This window comes from Streptomyces sp. NPDC054975 (assembly GCF_053609105.1).
On sequence record NZ_JBSGWV010000013.1, the window covers coordinates 1 to 15,758 of the forward strand.

Sequence of the window (15,758 nt, forward strand, 5' to 3'; positions counted from 1 at the left end):
GCTCGTCGCCAGGACCGACACCCCCGGACAGCGGGCCAGCAGCACCTCCGCCAGCTGGGCCGCCGCGCCGATCACGTGCTCGCAGTTGTCCAGGACCAGCAGCATCCGGCGCTGCCCGCAGTGCTCCACCAGACGGGTGAGCGCATCCCGGGACGCGGCACCCCACGGCTGTGTCTCACGGCCGCCGAGAGCGGTGAGGACGACGGATGTCACCTCGGAATCCTCGCGTACGGAGGCGAGTTCGGCGGACCACACTCCGTCCGGCCACCGTCGCGCCTGGACGTCGGCGGCCTCCAAGGCCAGCCTCGTCTTCCCCACGCCGCCGGGCCCGATCAGGGTGATCAGCCGCCGTTGCGCCAACTCGGCGACCAGCACGTCGAGTTCCCTCTCCCGTCCGACGAACGAGGTGGCCCGGGCGGGAAGCCGGGGAGGCGGAGCCGCCTCGGACCCGTCGCCCGCCAGCAACTCCGCGTGCAGCTCCCTCAGTTCGGAACCCGGGTCCGTGCCCAGGCGCTCCGCGAGCACGGTGCGGACCTCCTCGTACGCGCGCAGCGCCTCGGCCCCGCGCCCGGCACCCCGCAGGGCACGGATACGGAGCGCCTGGACGGTCTCGTCCAGGGGATGCTCCGCCGCGAGGGCCTCCAGCGGGGCCACGGCGGTCGCGGCCCGGCCGAGCGCCACGGCGGCGGCGAGCCGGTCCCTGCGGGCCTGCGCGTGCCGCTGTTCCGTCCGTACGACGACGGGGTCGCCGTCCCGGCCCGGCAGATCGGCGAGCGCGGGCCCGCGCCACAGCCCGAGTGCCTCGTCGAGCAGTGCCGCCGCCCGCTCCGCCTCCCCGGCCGTCAGCGCCTCCGCGCCCTCGGCGGCCAGCCGCTCGAACACGTACAGGTCGACGTCCTCGCGCCGCGCGGCGAGCCGGTACCCGCCCGCGACGGAGTCCACCGCGTCCCGCCCCAGGGCCCGGCGGAGCCGCCCGACCAGCGCCTGGAGCGCCTCGGTGCCGTCCCCGGGCGGGTCACCCTGCCAGATCAGCTCGATCAGCTCACCCGTCCGGAGGACGCGCCCGGCCGCGCCCGCCAGCGCCGCCAGCAGGGCCCGGAGGCGGGCGCCGCTGAGGACGGCCTCCCCGCCGTCGGACCGGAAGGCCAAGGAGGGGCCGAGGACGCGGTACCGGATGATCACCGGCTCATTCTCCCTCGTCCGGCCCTTGCGCCCGTCTCGTGTCTCCCTCATCCAGCCCCTGCACCCGTCTCGTGCTCGCACCCCAGCCGTCCCGGGGCTCTCGACCGTCCTACGGCTCGCGCTCGTCCCACGGCTCTCGCCTCCTCCTACGGCCCGCCCCCATCTCACGGCTCTCACCCGTCCCGCCGGAGGGCGTCGTGCGCCCCGACCTCAGGCTCCCGCCTGCCTGGGCCCGCCAGCCGCCCGGCCGGCCCACCGCCGCGCCCCCCGTCGGTCACAACTCAAGCACTCGGTGTGTCGCCGCCATGGCGTCGGAGGGGTGCGGGTTCGACAATGGTGAGGATGACCGATGACGACCGGCGCACGCGCAGTGGCGAGATCGGGCCCACCGAGCGGCTCGCCATGAATCGGACCGGCAGCTTCGACTGGGACCTCGACACGGGCACCATCGACGTCGACGAGGCCGGGCTGCTGGTGTTCGGGGTGGATCCGAGCGAGTTCGACGGACGCCCCGCCTCGCTCGTCCGGGGCCTCGACCCGTCGGAGCGCGCCCGGCTCGAGGCGGTCGTGCGGGCGGCGATCACCAGTGGCGAGACCTCGTACACCGCGCACTTCCGGATCGAGGGGCCCGAGGGGAAACCCCAGTGGACGCACGTCCAGGCGCGGATCCTGCGCACCCCTGACCGGCGGGCCCACCGGATCGTCGGCATCGTCCGTGACACCACCGCCGAGGTCGCCCACTCCGCCTTCGTCCTCGACCTGGAGAAGCGCCGCGAGGTCCAGACGAGCATCGTCGAGCGGACCACGCACGCGCTGTCCCGTGCGGTGACCGTCGACGACGTGACGGCGGCCATGACCGGCCCCGGTGGGCTCGCCCGGCTCGGCGCGGACGGGCTCGCGCTCGGACTGGTGGAGAGCGGCTCGCTCAACATCATCGCGCTCAGCGGGGAGTCCCTGGACGCCCTGAACGACTTCCGTTCGCACCGGCTGGACCGCGGGCTGCCCCTCGCTGAGGCGGTGCTGAGCGGGCGGGCGCGGTTCGTGTCCGCGCTCCCCTCCCTCGGAGGGGACTATCCGGAACTGGCCCCGTACATCGAGCGGCTGAAGTTCACGTCCGCCTGCTACCTGCCGCTCGTCGCCCAGGCCCGGTCGCTCGGCGGGATGGCGCTGTTCTACCGGCGCCGGTCCTCTTTCAACGCCGACGAGCGCAACCTGCTGCTCGGCCTCGCCGCGATCGTCGCGCAGTCCCTCCAGCGCGCCATCCTCTTCGACGAGGAGCGGGAGCTGGCGACGGGGCTGCAGGAGACCATGCTGCCGCGCCGCATCCCGGCGATCTCGGGAGGCGAGATCGCCGTCCGCTACCACGCCGCCTGGAGCGGCCGGCAGGTCGGCGGCGACTGGTACGACGTGATCTCGCTGCCTCGGGGCCGGGTCGGGGTCGTGGTCGGGGACGTCCAGGGCCACGACACGCACGCGGCCGCGATCATGGGACAGCTGCGGATCGCGCTGCGGGCGTACGCGGGTGAGGGCCACGCGCCCTCCACCGTCCTTGCGCGGGCCTCCCGCTTCCTCGCCGAGCTGGACACCAACCGCTTCGCGACCTGCACCTACGCCCAGGTCGACCTGGGCACCGGTACGGTGCGCGCCGTGCGCGCCGGACATCTGGGGCCGCTGATCCGGCACACCGACGGCCGCGTCGGCGAGCCCAAGCTGCGGGGCGGGCTGCCGCTCGGTCTGGCGACGGTCTTCGGGGACGAGGAGTTTCCGGAGACGCGGCTCGACCTCGTCCCGGGCGAGACGCTGGTGCTCTACACCGACGGGCTGGTCGAGCAGCCGGGCTCGGACATCCAGTCCGGCCTGGAGGCGCTGTCGGGGGCGATGAGCGGCGGCCCGCCGGAGGCGGAGGCGCTCGCGGACCACCTGTCGGAGCAGCTGTGGGAGCGCTGGGGCGCGGGGGACGACGTGGCCCTGCTGGTGCTGCGGCGCAGTCCGGACCCGGGCACTCCGCGTGCGCCACGCATCCACCAGTACATCCACCAGGCCGATCCGCAGGGCCTCTCGGACGCGCGGGCCGCGGTGGGCCAGGCGCTGCGGGACTGGAACATGGCCGAACTTGCCGACGACGCCGAGCTGTTGACCGGAGAGCTGCTCGTCAACGTCCTCCTGCACACGGAGGGCGGCGCGGTGCTCACCCTGGAGGTGTTGCCGGAACCGGTGCGTCGGGTACGGCTGTCGGTCCAGGACCGGTCGAGCGCCTGGCCCCGGCGTCGTACCCCCGGCGAGGCGGCGACCTCGGGGCGCGGACTGCTGCTGCTCGACGCGCTGTCGTCGCGGTGGGGCGTGGAGCCGCGCGGCGAGGGCAAGGCGGTGTGGTGCGAGATCGGCCCGGTGCACGCGGGGGCCGTGGCGGGGTCGTCGCCTTCCCCGTCCCACCCCCCGTACCCGTCCCGGTCGCCCGGATCGCACGGACTGCCCGGGTCGCCGGGCGAGAGTGAGTGGTGAGGAGCGGGTATGGACCCCGTGGCGGCGCTGGACCGGATCGCCTTCCTGCTGGAGCGCTCGCAGGCGCCCACCTACCGCGTACGGGCGTTCCGTACCGCCTCCGCCGCCGTCGCGGCCATGGCGGACGGTGAGGCGCAGCGGCGTGCGGCGGCCGGGACCCTGGAGTCGGTCAAGGGCATCGGGCCGAAGACGGCGGCCGTGATCCAGGAGGCCCTGGAGGGGCGGGTGCCGGAGTATCTGGCGCGCCTGGAGGCCGAGATCGCCGTGCCGGGCGTCACCGGCGGCGAGACGCTGCGGGCGGCGCTGCGGGGCGACTGCCATCTCCACTCCGAGTGGTCGGACGGCGGCAGCACCATCGAGGACATGGGCCGGACGGCGGCCCGGATCGGCCACGACTGGGCGGTCCTGACCGATCACTCCCCCAGTCTGAAGGTGGCACGCGGTCTCTCGCCCGAGCGGCTGCGCGAGCAACTGGACGTGGTGGCACGGCTGAACGAGGAGTGGGCACCGTTCCGGCTGCTGACCGGGATCGAGTGCGACATCCTGGAGGACGGCTCGCTGGACCAGGAGCCGGAACTCCTGGACCGGTTGGACGTGGTGGTCGCCTCCGTGCACTCGAAGCTGCGGATGGACGCGCCGGCAATGACCCGGCGGATGGAGAAGGCGGTGCGCAATCCGCTGATGGACATCCTCGGCCACTGCACGGGGCGGCTGGTGAGTGGAGGTCGGTTGCGTCCCGAGTCGGTCTTCGACGCGGAGCGCGTCTTCGCCGCCTGCGCCGAGGCGGGGACGGCCGTGGAGATCAACAGCCGCCCGGAGCGCCTCGACCCGCCGCGCCGGCTGCTGCGGCAGGCGGTGGAGGCGGGGGTGTGGTTCGCGGTGGACACGGACGCGCACGCGCCGGGTCAACTGGAGTGGCAGATTTTCGGCTGCGCACGGGCGGAGGAGTGCGGGGTGCCGGCGGAGCGGGTCGTCAACACCTTCTCGGCGGACGAGCTGTTGGCGTGGACGCGGGGTGGTTAGAGCTCGGGTCCGGGGTGATTAGGGCTCGGGTCCGGGTGGTTGGAGCTCAGGTCCAAGTCGGCTAGGGCTCGGGTCCGGGTTAGGGCTCAGGTCCGAGTTGGCTAGGGCTCGGGTCCGGGTGGTTAGGGCACGGGTCCGAGGTGGCTAGGGCTCGGGCTCAGGTCCGCTGCCAGACCGTGGTGGCGTTGCAGAACTCGCGGATGCCGTGGCCGGAGAGCTCGCGACCGTAGCCGGAGCGCTTCACGCCGCCGAAGGGGAGCGCGGGGTGGGAGGCCGTCATGCCGTTGACGAACACGCCGCCGGCCTCCAGGTCCCGTACGAAGAAGGCGATGTCCGCGTCGTCACGCGTCCACACGTTCGAACTGAGCCCGAACGGCGAGTCGTTGGCGACGGCCACGGCCTCTTCGGCGTCGCTGACCTGGTAGAGCGTGGCGACCGGGCCGAAGGTCTCCTCCCGGTGGATACGCATCTCCGGGGTGATGCCGGACAGCACGGTCGGCAGGTAGAACCAGCCGCGCGCGTGGTCCTCGGGGCGGGATCCGCCGCAGAGGACCGTGGCGCCCTTGCGTACGGCGTCGTCGACGAGCTCCTCCAGATCGGCGCGCCCCTGCTCGGTGGCGAGCGGCCCGACGTCGGTGGAGTCGTCGAGCGGGTCGCCGACGGTGAGCGCGCTCATCGCGGCGGTGAAGCGTTCGGCGAAGTCGTCGTAGACGTCGCCGTGGACGATGAAGCGCTTGGCCGCGATGCAGGACTGGCCGTTGTTCTGGACGCGCGCAGTGACGGCGGTCTTGACGGCACGGGGCACGTCGGCGGACGGCATCACGATGTACGGGTCGCTGCCGCCGAGCTCCATGACGGTCTTCTTGACCTCGTCGCCCGCGATGGCGGCGACCGAGCGGCCGGCCGACTCGCTGCCGGTGAGGGTGGCGGCGGCGACCCGCTGGTCGCGCAGGACCGCCTCGACGGCGCCGGATCCGATGAGGAGGGTCTGGAAGCAGCCCTCGGGGAAGCCGGCCCGGCGGAAGAGGTCGCCGAGGTAGAGGGCGGTCCTCGGCACGTTGGAGGCGTGCTTGAGGAGCCCGGTGTTCCCGGCCATGAGGGCGGGCGCGGCGAACCGGATGACCTGCCAGAGGGGGAAGTTCCACGGCATCACGGCGAGGATCGGGCCGAGGGGCCGGTAGTGGACGCGGGCGGTGTCGGCGCCGGAGTCCCGGACGTCGGCAGGGGCGGGGTGCTCGTCGGCGAGCAGGGCCTCGGCGTGGTCGGCGTACCAGCGCATCGCCTTGGCGCACTTGGCCGCCTCCGCGCGGGCCGCCGTGATCGTCTTGCCCATCTCGGTGGTCATCGTGCGGGCGACGTCCTCGGCGTCCTCGTCGAGCAGGTCGGCGGCACGGCGCATGAGGCGGGCACGCTCGGCGAACGAGGTGGCCCGGTACTGCCGGAACGTCTCGTACGCGGCGGCGACACGCCGCTCCACCTCGTCGTGACCGTGCGCGTCATACGTACGCAGCGTCTCGCCCGTGGCGGGATTCACGGTGGCGATCCCCATCTGGACTCCTCCTGCCCGTCCGCCCCACAGGCACCCTCCCGCGCCCGCGCCCGGACCGCAATCGGGGAGGGGGCGCGGGAGTGACGGGGGCGGGGAGTGTCGGACGGGGGGCGCGTCGGGCTGGTGGGCGTACCGGCTCGGGGCCACCGGGCTGGTGAGCACCGGCTCGGGGGCGTAGTGGCCTGGTGGGCGCACCGGCTCGGGGGCGTAGTGGCCTGGTGGGCGCACCGGCTCGGGGGCGTACCGGCCTGGTGGGCGCACCGGCTCGGGGGCGTACCGGCCTGGTGGGCGCACCGGCTCGGGGGCGTACCGGCCTGGTGGCCTCACCGGCTCGGGGGCGTACTGGCCTGGTAGGCGCACCGGCTCGGGGGCGTACCGGCCTGGTAGGCGCACCGGCCCGAGGGCGTACCGGCCTGGTGGGCGCACCGGCTCGGGGGCGTACCGGCCTGGTGGGCGCACCGGCTCGAGGCGGGCCGCGCGCGTCAGTGGATTCGGCGGTCCGGGGACCGGCCGGGGGACCCCGGGTCCGAGACCCAGTGCAGCGCCCCCGCCAGATGTCCCCGGAACGTCTCGTCCTCGTACGCCTCCGCCGCGTGCCCGAACGCCGTGAAGAAGACCCGGCCCTCGCCCGCCTCGCGGCACCACACCAAGGGGTGGTCCTCGCCCAGTGTCCCGCCCCGGTACGTCGACTCGTCCGCGCGGGCCAGCACCCGTACACCCGCGTTCCGGGGGTTCGACGTGAAGTTGTACCACTCGTCCGTCCAGGCCCACCGGCCCGGCAGCTCGGTGGTCGCCGGGTGGTCCGGGGCCTCCACGCACACCACGCCCGGCTGGATCTCCGGGTGGCCGTCGAAGCGCGTGCCGAGCAGCTCGCCGTAGAACGGCCAGTCGGGCTCCGCGTTGGCCGCCGCGTGGATCGCGAGAAAGCCGCCGCCCCCGACGACGTACGCCTCGAACGCCGCCCGGCCCGACGCGGTCAGCACGGTGCCGGTCGTCGAGAGGAAGACCACCGCCGCGCACCGCCCGAGCCGCTCCGGCGTGAAGGCCGCCGGGTCCTCGGTCACCTCGGCCTCGTACCCCGCCGCCTCCGCAAGCGCCGCCAGCGCCTTCGCTCCGGCCGGGATCGAGTCGTGGCGGTAGCCGGCGGTACGGGTGTAGATCAGGACGTCGGCGATCGGCACGAGGTCAGCTCCCCACAGGCAGTAAGCGCTTACTCCGCCGACCGTAGCCACCGGCTCCCCCGGGCCGCAACCACGGCCGGCGATGAGCCGGGGGACCGGCTTCCTACCCGCCGCCGTCGATCTCGCGGGTCGTGGCCGCCAACAGCGGGGCGAGGAAGTCCCGTTCCAGGCTGCCCGGGGGCAACTCCTCCGGCTCGACATAGCTCTGCGCGAGTCCACCCTCGCGCAGGGCGATCAGCATCCGGGCGAACCGGTCGGCGTCCACGGTCAGTTCACGGCCGGCCCGGCGGAGCATGGCCGTGACGCCCCGTGCGATCTCGGCCCGTAGCCGGGCGTCGTGCCGGGCGAGCACCCAGGCCGCCTGCCGGTCACGGATGGCGTGCAGGGTGAACTCGGTGGTGACGAGGTACCAGTCGCGCTCGTCCGGTTCGATCCGGGAGGCGACTTCGGCAAGCCGCTCCAGGGTGTGGTCCTCGGCGGAGAGGGTGTCGACGGCCTCCGCGAGACGCCGCACGGTCCGTTCGCTGTGCTCGTCGAAGAGGGCGAGAAAAAGCTCTTCCTTGCTGGCGAAGTTCGAGTAGTAGGCGCCCCGGGTGTAACCGGCGCGCTCACAGATCTGCTCGATGGAGGTGGCGTGGAAGCCGTGCTCGGCGAAGGTCTCCAGAGCGGCCTTGAGCAGGGCCGCCCTGGTCCGGGGCCGACGCCTGGTGACACCTTTCGGCACGGGTGGCCCCTCCTTGGGTCGCGTCCTCGGGTCGCGCTGGAGGCGTCCACGATACCGGCGGCTCTCGCAGGCACGGATCGGCCCCGGAAGATAAAATTCACGCATGGGACAGCGGCCCGTCGCGCCCGCCGCACCCGAGCTCGTCCTCGAGATCGACGGGGACTCGACCGTGATGAGTCCGAGCCGGGCCTACCGCATCGGGCGCGACCCCACCAGCGACATCGTCCTCCACGACGACCGCACCTCCTGGCACCACGCGGTGCTGCGGGCGGTCGGCGACCACTGGACGCTCGAGGACGAGGACAGCACCAACGGGACCTTCGCGGACAGCCATCGCGTCGCCGTACGTGACGTCGGTCCGGGGACGGTCATACGGTTCGGACATCCCGGGGACGGCCCACGCGCCGTGCTCTCGGGCACCGCGACATCGAATGCGCCACCTCCTCCACCAGTGCCCGAGGCTCCGGCACCCGGGGTTTCGGCGCCCGAGGCTCCGGTGCGCGAGGTTCCGGCGCGCGACGCTCCGGCACCCGAGGCTCCAGTGCGCGAGGTTCCGGCGCCCGAGGTTCCGGTAGGCGAGGTCCCCGAACCGCCAGGAGCGGAGCCGGGCCTGGACCAGGCCGCCGCTGGGCCGTTCGTACGAGAGCCAGGGCCCGGGACCCCCGCTCCCCCGCCGCCCGTACCGGGGCCCGAACCGCTGCCGATGCCGCCTCCCCTGCCGACCCCTGGGCCGCCGGCCCCCGCGCCGCCGCGCACCCCGCCCCGGCCGTCCTCGGTCTCCCATCCGGCCCTGACCGGCACCTTCCGGCAGCCCACGTCCGTGCGGCCGCTGCCGACGCGCACCGTGCGGATCGGCCGTGCCCCGGACAACGACCTGGTCGTCGACGATCTCGTCGTCTCGCGACGCCACGCCGAACTGCGGGCGCACCCGGACGGTACCTATTGGATCCAAGATCTGGGCAGTCACAACGGCACCTTCCTCAACGGCCGTCCCGTGGCCGAGGCCCGCGTCTCACCGGACGACATCGTCGGCATCGGGCACTCCGCGTTCTGTCTCATCGGAGGACAGCTCGTCGAGTTCACCGACACCGGCGAGGTCTCCCTCGACGTGCAGGAGCTCGCCGTCACCGTCGATCACGGCCGGAAGACGCTGCTGGAAGAGGTGTCCTTCCCCGTCGGGCAGAAGTGCCTGCTCGCGGTGGTCGGGCCGTCCGGTTCGGGCAAGTCGACGCTGCTCGGCGCCCTCACCGGCCAGCGTCCCGCCGACCACGGCACGGTCCTCTACGACGGCCGGGACCTCTACCGGGACTACGCGGAGCTGCGCCAGCGCATCGGCCTGGTCCCGCAGGACGACATCCTCCATCTGCAACTCACCGTACGGCGGGCCCTCGCCTACGCCGCCGAGCTGCGCTTCCCCGAGGACACGGCCTCCGCCGAACGCCGGGCGCGGGTGGACGAGGTGATCGGCGAACTCGGTCTGGGCGAGCGGGCGGAGCAGCCCATCCACAGCCTCTCGGGCGGCCAGCGCAAGCGGGTCAGCGTCGCCCTGGAACTGCTCACCAAGCCCTCGCTGCTCTTCCTCGACGAGCCGACCTCGGGACTCGACCCCGGGATGGACCGCTCGGTGATGCACATGCTGCGGGGCCTCGCCGACGACGGGCGTACGGTCGTCGTCGTCACGCACAGTGTGCTGAGCCTCGACGTCTGCGACCGGCTGCTGGTGCTGGCGCCCGGTGGCCGCGTGGCCTACTTCGGGCCGCCGGGCGACACCCTGGGCTTCTTCGGCTTCGACCAGTGGCCGGAGGCGTTCGAGGCGTTCGAGACCGAGCGCGGGCGCGACTGGGCGGGGCAGTACCGCTCGTCGCGCTACCACCGGCAGTACATCGCCGACGCGATGGAGCGGCCGGGCCAGACGCGTTCCGGCGCCGTACCGGAACCCGGTCCGCCGCCCAAGGCGCAGAGCTGGGGCTCCCAGCTCCGTACGCTCGTACGCCGGTACGCGGCGGCGCTCTCCGCCGACCGGACGTTCCTGGCCATCATGATCGCCCTGCCGTTCGTGATGGGGGCGATGGCCCGCGCGCTCTCGGAGGGGAGTCTCAACCCCGAGTCGACACTGAACGTCCTGCTGATCCTGTGTGTCGGCGGGGTGCTCACGGGGGCGGCCAACGCCGTGCGGGAGCTGGTGAAGGAACGCACGATCTACCGGCGTGAGAGAGCCGTCGGCCTGTCCCGTTCCGCGTACCTGATGTCGAAGGTGGTGGTGCTGGGTCTGATCACGGTCGTCCAGGCGGTGGTGCTCACGCTCGTCGCGCTGATCGGGGTCCCGCTGAACGTGCCGGGCGGCAAGGGTGTGCTCATGCCGCCGCTCGTGGAGCTCACACTCGCGGTCGCGCTGCTGGCATTCACCGCGATGATGCTCGGTCTGTTCGTCTCCGCGCTGGTGCGGAAGGAGGAGGTGACGATGCCTCTGCTCGTCCTCCTGGCCATCGTGCAGGTGGTGTTCTGCGGCGCGCTGCTCACGGTCACCGGTACGCCGGTCCTGGAACAGCTGGCGTGGCTGGTGCCGTCGCGGTGGGCGTTCGCGGCGATGGGAGCGACCATCGACATCGGGAGGACCGCGCCGAGCGACAAGACGACCGATCCCTTGATGGACCACACCCTGGGCGCATGGCTGTTCGACATGGGGATGCTGGTGGTGCTCTGTGTCGTGCTCGGTTTCCTCGTGGCGAGGCTGTTGCGGCGCCACGAGCCGGTGATCATGCGGAAATAGGCGATATCGGATCCAAAATCCATGATCCAGGATCCGATATCCAACGTCCGATATCCAGCCCCCGATATCCACCATCCGATCGGTCGGATCCGACTTCCCCTCCGGAAACAGTGAAGGCAGGCGGTCCATGGGCATCCCGTTCGCTCCCCCGGTACCGGACGACGTACCGGACTTCCGGCCGACCCACGTCGTGCCGCGCGACGGCCTGCCCGCCTGGGAAGCTCCCGATCCGGGCCTGCCGACCGTGCCCCTCGACGCGTTCCTGCCCGTGCAGCTCATGCAGCGGGTCGGTGACTGGGGAGAGGTCCTGTGCTCCAACGGCTGGTCCGCGTGGGTGGACGCCCGGTTGCTCGTCTCCGTACCCGTGGATCCGCCGGTCGCCCGTCAGCCGCTCGCCAGGACCGCCGACCCCCGGCCGCTGATCGCGCGGGCGGAGGAGTCGCTCGGCCGCTATCGGCGGGCCGCGGAGGAAGTGGCGGCCGGGCGGGGCGACCGGGACACGTTCCGGCGGCGGACGCACGGGCTGCGGGTGGGGATGGTGGTCGACGGTGAGGCCCTCTGGCTGTACGACGCGGAGCACGAGCGCTGGGTGTACAGCGACGGTACGGCCCTGAGTACGTACGCGACCTCGGCCGGGCCCTCGATCGCCGCCGCCGTGCACGAGCCGACGCGCGTGGTACCCCGTTCGGAGGAGGAGGACGAGCAGGGGGACGCACCCGCCGGCCCGCCGCCCACGCAGGTCGTCAACCAGACGCAGTTGTCGGGTGACGGCTGATGGGCGGCGCAGCCCGGGACACGGATCTGCCCGCCGGCCGGGAGTCGGGACTCGTCGGCAAGCAGATCGCGGACTACGTGGTCGAGGCCGAGATCGGCCGCGGCGGGATGGCGGTCGTCTACCGGGCGCACGACCTACGGCTGGACCGCACAGTGGCGTTGAAGCTGCTGGCGCCCGAACTGGCCCGCAACGACACCTTCCGCAAGCGGTTCGCGCACGAGTCGCGGGTGGCGGCCGCGATCGACCATCCGCACATCGTCCCGGTCTTCGAGGCGGGGGAGACGGAAGGCGTCCTGTACATCGCGATGCGCTACGTCGCCGGGCAGGACCTGCGGGCGCTCCTGGACCGCGAGGGCGCGCTGCCGCCGGTGAAGGCGGGCCGGATCGCCGTGCAGGTGGCCTCGGCGCTCGACGCGGCCCACGCCCACGACCTGGTGCACCGGGACGTGAAGCCGGGCAACATCCTGGTCGCCGAGGGCACCGACCGCGACCATCCCGAGCATGTGTATCTCACCGACTTCGGGCTCACGAAGAAGTCCCTGTCGCTGACCGGTCTGACGACGGTCGGGCAGTTCGTGGGCACGCTCGACTACGTGGCGCCGGAGCAGATTTCGGGGAAGCCGGTGGACGGCCGCTGCGACGTGTACAGCCTGGCGTGCGTGGTCTACGAGACGCTCACGGGCGTGCCGCCGTTCCGCCGCGACGACGACATGGCGCTGCTCTGGGCCCACCAGTACGATCCGCCGCCCCCGCCGTCGGCCGAGCGGCCCGAGCTGAGCGAGGCGGCGGACCAGGTACTCGCGAAGGCGCTGGCGAAGGTGCCGGAGGAGCGGTACGGGACGTGTCTGGAGTTCGTCGCCACCCTGCGGGCGGCCCTGGAGCGGGGTGGCCCCGGCCCGGGCCCCGGTCCCGACGACCACGGCGGCCCGGAGCCACCGACCCCGCCACCCTTGCCGCCCGCCTGGGCCCGCCCCGTCTTCCGGGACCCGCCGGGCCACTGGTACTGAGCCCGGGCCGAGCGCCTCGGCTCCCTCGGCCTACCGGCCCTGTGGACGCTTGTCCGGGGTCGCGTCCGTCTCGCCTGGGCGGCGGACGCCGGAGGCGAGGAGGCCGCCCAGGAAGCCGGCGACGAGGCCCCAGAGCAGGGCGAGGCCCACCGTCTTCCACACGTCCGGGCGCAGCACGACCTGGCCGCCGAGGGATTCGAGCTCGCCGATGCCGAGGATGGAGAGCCCGAAGCGGGCCTCGACGAGCGTGACGGGGGCGACGACCAGCATGGTCACGGCGAACGCCACGCCCAGGTGGACGGCGTGCTGCCAGAGCCGCGTTCGGGCGGGCGAGCGGACGGCGGCCACGAAGGCCACGGCCAGCACGAGGACGGCCGCAACCGGCAGCAGCCACCAGGCCCGGGAGTCGTACGAGGAGAGGGTGGACAGGTCCACCGTGGACAGGCCTTCGGTGTCGGTGCGGAGCACCGCGTCGAGGATCGGGGGCATCGGCAGCCCGAAGGGTCCTTCGACCGTGCCCTGCCAGGAACCGCCGATCCCGACTCCGAGGGCGAGCCAGCTGACGTTGGGCAGGCCGAGCAGGACGACCGCGAGCGTCTCGGCCGCGTGGCCCCGCGTGGCGGCCACGACGATTCCGATGGCGAGGCCGACGACGACGTACGCGAGGAGCAGGAGCAGCATCGCGGAGGCGACCGGCCGTACGGCTTCGTGGTGGCGGACGAGCCGGGGCGGGAGCGGGGTGCGGCGCGAGACCAGCAGGGCGATCAGGAGCACGCCCAGGATCCACAGGAGTCCGTAGAGGAGGGTGGGGCCCAGTTCGGCGCGGAAGCCGACGGTGGGGTTCACGGCTTCGAGGAGCTCGCCGAACAGGTCCGACATCGGGTCCTCGCTCTGGCCGCCGGGGATCGAGACGGGAAAGTCCCGTCGGGCGAGGGCGGAGAGTCCGGCGAGCGCGGCCAGCCAGAGCAGGACCGTGCGTGCGGCGCGGGCGAGAAGGTCACCCGTCCGGGCGACGGCGTGGTGGCGGAGCGGGAGAAGGAAGCAGAAGCCGGTGACCAGTGCGCCCACCAGGGTGACGGTGAGGGGCATGGCGGTCAGTTCGGCGTTGGTGCCGGCGAGGGCGCTCGCGTCGCCGGAGAGGTCGATCTGGCCGCCGACGGCCATGACGACGACCGCCGCGACGACGTTGACGAAGCCGCCGGGCAGGTCAGCGGCACCGGCGGCCCAGAGGCCGAGCGCGGCGACGACGGCCATCGCGAGGAACCCGGCGATGACGGCCGCGAGCGCCTCGCCCCAGTGGCGAACGAGGTGCCCGGTGTCGTTCGCCGGGCGGGACGTGGTGGGGAGCCGACTGCTCACGCTCACCACGCTAGTACCGGTGGTTGGTGCCCGCAGGGCCTGTGGATGGCCGTCCGCTTGCGGACGGGCCCCGTTCCGCGCACACAATGGGCGCGGAACGGAAGAAAGGGAAAAACGTGACTTCCCACCCGCCGTCCGGCCGCCCCTCGGTTCCTCCCTCAGGTCCGCCTTCGGGTCCCCTCTCGGGCCCGAGCACCAGCCCGGGGCAGGCCGGTCCCCCACCGCCACCCGGACCGCCGCACGACGGCTCGGGGGGCGGCTCGGGCGGTTCCGGCGGCGCCGGCGGCGGGAGCACGGGCGGCGGCAGGGGCCCGGGCGCAGGCGGTGGCGGCCCCTGGTGGCGCTCCATCCCCAAGGTCGCGTCGATCACGGCGGTGCTGGTCGCCGCCGTGGCCCTGGTGGTCGTCCTCACCCGCCCGGACGGCAACGGCGGCGTCGGCGCGGGCGGTGGAGAGGTGTTCCTGCAGAACGCCTCCGCCGCCGGCCCCGACCCGTTCACCAAGTCGACGGCCCGCGCCGCCGCCGCGGCGCAGTCCCCCACCCCGCTGCCCAGCCCCACCCGTTCGGCGGACGCCTCCGCCACGCGCAGCGTGTCCGGTTCGGCGGCGGGCCTGTACGGCGGTACGCGGAACACGGCGAGCTGCGACGTCGAGAAGCAGGTGCGCTACCTGGCCGACAAGCCGGCCAAGAACGCGGCCTTCGCCGAGGTCCAGAAGATCTCGGCCAACGAAGTGCCGGGGTATCTGCGCTCCCTGACCCCGCTTCAGCTGCGGGTCGACACCCGCGTGACCAACCACGGCTTCCGGGACAGGTCCGCCCATTCGTACCAGGCGACTCTCCAGGCGGGTACGGCCGTCATGGTCGACGACCGGGGAGTGCCCCGGGTGCGCTGCGCCTGCGGAAATCCGCTGACCCCGCCGGTCGCCCAGAAGGACCCGAAGACGACAGGTACCAGGTGGGCCGGCTACGAGCCCTCCCGGGTGGTCGTCGTGGCGCCGTCCGTGACCGTGGTGAACGTCTTCGTCGTCTACGACCCCGAGAAGGACGGCTGGTTCGCCCGCGAGCCGGGCGACACGGGGCGGCAGGACAAGCCGACGACCCCGCCGACGGCACCCCCGTCCCCCTCCGTCTCGGATTCGGTGACCGAGACCCCGAGCTCGAAGTCCCCGTCGACGTCGCCGCACTCGCCGGTGCCCTGTGTGACGGTGACGGGTACCGACACGCCCACGCCCACCGCGGGCGTCACTCCCTCGGCGTGCCCCTCGGACTCGCCGCCGTCCTCGCCGGCCCCCGAGACGTCCGAGTCGCCCAAGTCTCCTGAGTCGCCCGACACGCCGAGCCCGCGGACGGAGACGACGACGGACGGCACGACCACGGACGGGACGGCGACGAACGGCACGCCGTCGTCCGTGAGCCCGGAGACGGCGGTCACGTCGGAGTCGATCCCGGAGTCCTGAGGCGGGATCCGATCACCCCGGGGCGGGCCGTGCACTTCTGGCGCCGCCCCGGAACCATGACCGCGACGAGCTTTCGGATCCAATCTCCGATCGGCAGGGGCTCCGCGAGGCGCTCCTCCGCCCGCCTCTGCCACAGCCTCTCGTCACGGTCGGTGAGACGTGCACGCATCGCAGTTCCCCTCTCCATGGTCTCCAGACCACTGACCGGAAGTCTGTAGCCTTATTGGCC

The 15,758-nt window shown here is 73.2% G+C and carries 11 protein-coding genes; 6 read left to right on the forward strand and 5 right to left on the reverse strand.

Annotated elements, in window-relative coordinates:
- On the reverse strand, positions 1 to 1,176 hold a 1,176-nt coding region (locus ACWF79_RS15075; protein WP_453728650.1), incomplete at its 3' end, for a BTAD domain-containing putative transcriptional regulator.
- Positions 1,177 to 1,524: 348 nt separating this feature from the next.
- On the opposite strand from ACWF79_RS15075, the gene ACWF79_RS15080 reads away from it, so the two are divergent.
- Entirely contained in the window at positions 1,525 to 3,684 is a 2,160-nt protein-coding gene (locus ACWF79_RS15080; RefSeq protein WP_453728544.1) for a SpoIIE family protein phosphatase, read from the forward strand.
- Between the two features lie 9 nt (positions 3,685 to 3,693).
- Complete coding sequence (locus ACWF79_RS15085; protein WP_453728545.1) at positions 3,694 to 4,707, forward strand: PHP domain-containing protein; 1,014 nt, start codon at positions 3,694 to 3,696, stop codon at positions 4,705 to 4,707.
- 157 nt (positions 4,708 to 4,864) lie between these two features.
- Here the strand turns inward: ACWF79_RS15085 and ACWF79_RS15090 are convergent, their stop codons facing one another.
- From ACWF79_RS15090 to ACWF79_RS15100, 3 genes are all read right to left on the reverse strand, one after another.
- Positions 4,865 to 6,256: an NADP-dependent succinic semialdehyde dehydrogenase gene (locus ACWF79_RS15090; protein ID WP_453728546.1), complete on the reverse strand. Its 1,392-nt coding sequence runs from the start codon at positions 6,254 to 6,256 to the stop codon at positions 4,865 to 4,867.
- Positions 6,257 to 6,738: 482 nt separating this feature from the next.
- Positions 6,739 to 7,437 carry a ThuA domain-containing protein gene (locus ACWF79_RS15095; RefSeq protein WP_453728547.1) on the reverse strand — a complete coding sequence of 233 codons (699 nt, stop codon included), beginning with the start codon at positions 7,435 to 7,437 and terminating at the stop codon, positions 6,739 to 6,741.
- Between the two features lie 103 nt (positions 7,438 to 7,540).
- Positions 7,541 to 8,161 (reverse strand): TetR/AcrR family transcriptional regulator, encoded by a 621-nt coding sequence (locus ACWF79_RS15100; protein WP_453728548.1) that lies wholly within the window; start codon positions 8,159 to 8,161, stop codon positions 7,541 to 7,543.
- A 103-nt stretch (positions 8,162 to 8,264) separates the two neighbouring features.
- On the opposite strand from ACWF79_RS15100, the gene ACWF79_RS15105 reads away from it, so the two are divergent.
- From ACWF79_RS15105 to ACWF79_RS15115, 3 genes are all read left to right on the forward strand, one after another.
- Positions 8,265 to 10,931 (forward strand): FHA domain-containing protein, encoded by a 2,667-nt coding sequence (locus tag ACWF79_RS15105; protein ID WP_453728549.1) that lies wholly within the window; start codon positions 8,265 to 8,267, stop codon positions 10,929 to 10,931.
- A gap of 127 nt (positions 10,932 to 11,058) precedes the next feature.
- Positions 11,059 to 11,706: a hypothetical protein gene (locus tag ACWF79_RS15110; protein ID WP_453728550.1), complete on the forward strand. Its 648-nt coding sequence runs from the start codon at positions 11,059 to 11,061 to the stop codon at positions 11,704 to 11,706.
- Entirely contained in the window at positions 11,706 to 12,713 is a 1,008-nt protein-coding gene (locus ACWF79_RS15115; RefSeq protein ID WP_453728551.1) for a serine/threonine-protein kinase, read from the forward strand. The genes ACWF79_RS15110 and ACWF79_RS15115 overlap by 1 nt, the downstream gene beginning before the upstream one ends.
- A gap of 30 nt (positions 12,714 to 12,743) precedes the next feature.
- On the opposite strand, the gene ACWF79_RS15120 is transcribed toward ACWF79_RS15115, so the two are convergent.
- Complete coding sequence (locus tag ACWF79_RS15120; RefSeq protein WP_453728552.1) at positions 12,744 to 14,081, reverse strand: streptophobe family protein; 1,338 nt, start codon at positions 14,079 to 14,081, stop codon at positions 12,744 to 12,746.
- Between the two features lie 107 nt (positions 14,082 to 14,188).
- On the opposite strand from ACWF79_RS15120, the gene ACWF79_RS15125 reads away from it, so the two are divergent.
- Positions 14,189 to 15,529 carry a DUF6777 domain-containing protein gene (locus tag ACWF79_RS15125; RefSeq protein WP_453728553.1) on the forward strand — a complete coding sequence of 447 codons (1,341 nt, stop codon included), beginning with the start codon at positions 14,189 to 14,191 and terminating at the stop codon, positions 15,527 to 15,529.
- Positions 15,530 to 15,758 lie beyond the last annotated feature (229 nt).

Coding starts and splice junctions, on each gene's coding strand:
- ACWF79_RS15080 (WP_453728544.1), top strand. CDS start 1,525: ATGACCGATGACGACCGGCGCACGCGCAGTGGCGAGATCGGGCCCACC.
- ACWF79_RS15085 (WP_453728545.1), top strand. CDS start 3,694: ATGGACCCCGTGGCGGCGCTGGACCGGATCGCCTTCCTGCTGGAGCGC.
- ACWF79_RS15090 (WP_453728546.1), bottom strand. CDS start 6,256: ATGGGGATCGCCACCGTGAATCCCGCCACGGGCGAGACGCTGCGTACG.
- ACWF79_RS15105 (WP_453728549.1), top strand. CDS start 8,265: ATGGGACAGCGGCCCGTCGCGCCCGCCGCACCCGAGCTCGTCCTCGAG.
- ACWF79_RS15110 (WP_453728550.1), top strand. CDS start 11,059: ATGGGCATCCCGTTCGCTCCCCCGGTACCGGACGACGTACCGGACTTC.
- ACWF79_RS15115 (WP_453728551.1), top strand. CDS start 11,706: ATGGGCGGCGCAGCCCGGGACACGGATCTGCCCGCCGGCCGGGAGTCG.